The organism is Yoonia sp., assembly GCF_036007805.1.
Classification (GTDB): Bacteria; Pseudomonadota; Alphaproteobacteria; order Rhodobacterales; family Rhodobacteraceae; genus Yoonia.
This window is the reverse complement of the sequence record NZ_DASYOK010000048.1, coordinates 1-3,300: the sequence shown is the minus strand read 5'-3', so window position 1 is coordinate 3,300 and position 3,300 is coordinate 1. Positions and strand designations below refer to the sequence as shown.

4 protein-coding genes are annotated in these 3,300 nt (G+C 58.6%); 3 read left to right on the top strand and 1 reads right to left on the bottom strand.

Annotation, left to right across the window (positions count from 1 at the left end; all coding sequences use genetic code 11):
* The 3 genes from eno to VGP75_RS02760 all read left to right on the top strand — a co-directional run.
* The coding region (gene eno, locus VGP75_RS02770; protein ID WP_327542197.1) for a phosphopyruvate hydratase at window positions 1–1,051 on the top strand (1,051 nt) is incomplete at its 5' end.
* Entirely contained in the window at window positions 1,048–1,635 is a 588-nt protein-coding gene (locus VGP75_RS02765; protein WP_327542196.1) for a GNAT family N-acetyltransferase, read from the top strand. The genes eno and VGP75_RS02765, both read left to right, overlap by 4 nt.
* A complete protein-coding gene (locus tag VGP75_RS02760) occupies window positions 1,632–2,063 on the top strand; it encodes a cupin domain-containing protein (protein ID WP_327542198.1) in 432 nt (143 codons plus the stop codon). Before VGP75_RS02765 ends, VGP75_RS02760 begins: the two co-directional genes overlap by 4 nt.
* A 182-nt stretch (window positions 2,064–2,245) precedes the next feature.
* Here VGP75_RS02760 and VGP75_RS02755 read toward each other — a convergent pair.
* The coding region (locus tag VGP75_RS02755; RefSeq protein WP_526025497.1) for a TSCPD domain-containing protein at window positions 2,246–3,300 on the bottom strand (1,055 nt) is incomplete at its 5' end.

Genomic DNA, 3,300 nt, shown 5'->3' with positions numbered 1-3,300 from the left:
CCAAGCGATCCTTGGCTTTGACGCGACCGAGCAAGTCGCCATCGACATGGCGATGATCGAACTGGACGGCACCCCGAACAAAGCCCGCCTTGGCGCGAATGCGATCCTTGGCGTGTCCATGGCGGTGGCCAAAGCTGCGGCAGATTTTACCGCACAGCCGCTTTTCCGCTACATCGGCGGCACCTCTGCTCGCACCCTGCCCGTGCCCATGATGAACATCATCAATGGCGGCGAACATGCTGATAACCCTATTGATATTCAGGAATTCATGATCATGCCGGTCGCTGCGGAAAACATCCGCGAGGCGGTGCGCATGGGGTCCGAAGTGTTCCATACGCTGAAGAAAGAACTCTCTGCCGCGGGCCACAACACAGGCATCGGCGACGAAGGCGGCTTTGCCCCCAACCTTGCCAGCACACGCGTCGCGCTTGATTTCATCATGACGTCGATCAAGAAGGCAGGCTATGAGCCCGGCAAGGACATCTACCTCGCGCTCGATTGCGCCGCGACCGAGTACTACAAGGGCGGCAAATACGAGATGGTCGGCGAAGGTGTATCCCTGACATCTGCCGAAAACGCGGCCTATCTTGCAAAACTGGTCGAAGATTACCCCATCATCAGCATTGAAGACGGGATGTCCGAGGATGACTGGGACGGCTGGAAAACCCTCACCGATATGATCGGCGATAAGATCCAGCTTGTGGGCGACGACCTTTTCGTCACCAACCCTGCGCGTCTGGCCGACGGTATCGCCAAAGGCTCTGCCAATTCCATGCTGGTCAAGGTCAACCAGATCGGGACGCTGACCGAGACATTGCAGGCCGTCGATATGGCGCACCGTGCAAAGTTCACCAATGTGATGTCACACCGCTCGGGTGAGACCGAGGATGCGACCATTGCCGACCTTGCGGTTGCCACCAACTGCGGGCAGATCAAAACCGGCTCATTGTCCCGTTCGGACCGTCTGGCAAAGTATAACCAGTTGATCCGCATCGAAGAAATGCTCGGCGAAACCGCTGTCTACGCGGGGCGGAGCATCCTGAAAGGATGATCACGACAGGGATGCACCCCGTCCCTGCCGGCCATGTCGCGGCGGTTGTCACCTACTTGCAGATGACAGCCCCCGCGATGACGCCAAGGCCCTTTCCCGATGGGGTGACTGCCACGCGCGAGCAAATGGACAACGCCAGCTACCGCGCATTGTTTCGCGCGGTCGGCGCGCCTTGGCTTTGGACCCTGCGCCTCGTGATGGATGATGACGCATTGGCGGCGATCCTGAGCGACGACAGGACCGAGACGTGGGTCATCCGCAAGAACGGCACGGCTATTGGCCTCGCCGAGCTTGATTTCCGCCCCGAGAATGAATGTGAGCTGGCCTATTTCGGTATCGTGAAAGAGGCGACAGGCCAAGGGCTTGGTGGCCCGATGATGGCACTGGCGCAAGCCCGCGCCTTTGCCCGCGATATTGGCCGTTTCTTTGTGCATACCTGCAATTGGGATGATCCTCGTGCCTTGGGTTTTTACCAAAAAGCAGGATTTACCCCCTACCAAACCGCAGTCGAGGTTTTCCCTGATCCGCGTCTGCACGGCCATCACTCTCCAGAGACAGCACCACACGTCCCATGCCTGACATGACAGCTGACGATATCATCGCCCAACTCGACCTCGCCCCGCATCCTGAAGGGGGGTACTACCGCCAAACATGGGTCGCGGAGAATAAGGGTCGCGCCACGGGCACTTGCATCTATTTCCTGCTAAAAGCCGGACAGGCCAGCCATTGGCACGCAGTGGATGCGGTCGAAATCTGGCATTACTACGCCGGCGCGCCGCTGGTTCTGTCATTGGCCCCCGGCCTCGACGGGCCTGCGACCGATCACACGCTGGGACCGGACCTTGCCGCAGGGCAGCTACCGCAAGCGATCGTGCCCGAGGGCCATTGGCAAATGGCGGCCACCACAGGTGCGTGGACGCTGGTTGGCTGCACCGTGTCACCCGGTTTCGAATTTGCGGGCTTCACGCTGGCCGCACCCGATGTGGATATCCCGCGCGATCCCCGCGCATAAAAAAGGGGGAGCGGATGCTCCCCCATAGTTTCGCTGATCAGGCTCACTCATTATACCGCTCGGTTTGTTTGCCTGCGGCCCAATCCGCGCCGGAGCGAGCGCACCCGCTCCGAAGCTCTTTATCAGCGAAGGAATTTCGGCGAAATTCCTTCTGCGCGCATAAGATTTTTCGCCGAAAAATCTTAGCTACAACCGCTTGTCCCGCCGCATGTGTTGCACTTCATGCAGGTACCATTGCGGACCAGCGTGTAGTTGCCGCATTCGCCGCAAGGATCACCCTCATAGCCCTGCATCTTGGCCTTATCGCGGGCCGAGATTGTTGCTGTGGCCGTTGTTGACGTCACGCTTTCGCTGACGATGGTTTGCAGCGTTGCCACCGGATCAGCATCGCTATCCACCGGTGCCAGACGCATGCCCCCCTGCAAAGCCACCAGGTCCTGCGGCATCCGCTTGCGCAGGTACCCAGTCGACGAAATCTGCTTGAGCACTTCCAAAGACCGTGAAGCCGCACTTTCAGTTGGCGCTTTCACGTTCGAGACACCCTCTTCCTCACCACGGCCGATGCTGTCGAAGGACGCGCCCTCTGGCTTGACGTGCGCCAGATCGGTGCGGTCAAGATAGCTGACAGCCAGTTCGCGGAAGATGTAGTCAAGGATCGACGTTGCATTCTTGATGCTGTCGTTGCCCTGAACCATGCCTGCGGGCTCGAACTTGGTAAATGTGAAGGCATCCACAAATTCCTCAAGCGGCACACCGTACTGAAGACCAACCGATACCGCGATGGCAAAGTTGTTCATCATGGCGCGGAAGCCGGCACCTTCCTTGTGCATGTCGATGAAGATTTCACCAAGCTGGCCGTCTTCATACTCACCGGTGCGCAGATACACCTTGTGCCCGCCGACGATCGCCTTTTGGGTGTAGCCCTTGCGGCGCTGAGGCATCTTTTCACGCTCGCGGTTGCGCACCTCCTGGATGATGATCTTCTCAACGATCTTTTCGGCCAGAACAGCGGCTTTCTCGTGGTGGTTGCCGCTTTCAAGGATCTCTTGCGCGTCCTCATCGTCTTCGACAAGCGCGGCGGCCAGTGGCTGTGACCGTTTGGAGCCGTCACGGTAAAGCGCATTTGCCTTTACACCCAGTGACCACGACAATTCATAGGCCTTCTGGCAGTCCTCGATTGTCGCATCGTTCGGCATGTTGATTGTCTTGGAAATCGCACCCGAGATGAATGACTGAG

What these genes read in the sequence shown, in the direction of transcription:
- VGP75_RS02765 (WP_327542196.1), top strand. Translation starts at nt 1,048, where the DNA reads ATGATCACGACAGGGATGCACCCCGTCCCTGCCGGCCATGTCGCGGCG.
- VGP75_RS02760 (WP_327542198.1), top strand. Translation starts at nt 1,632, where the DNA reads ATGACAGCTGACGATATCATCGCCCAACTCGACCTCGCCCCGCATCCT.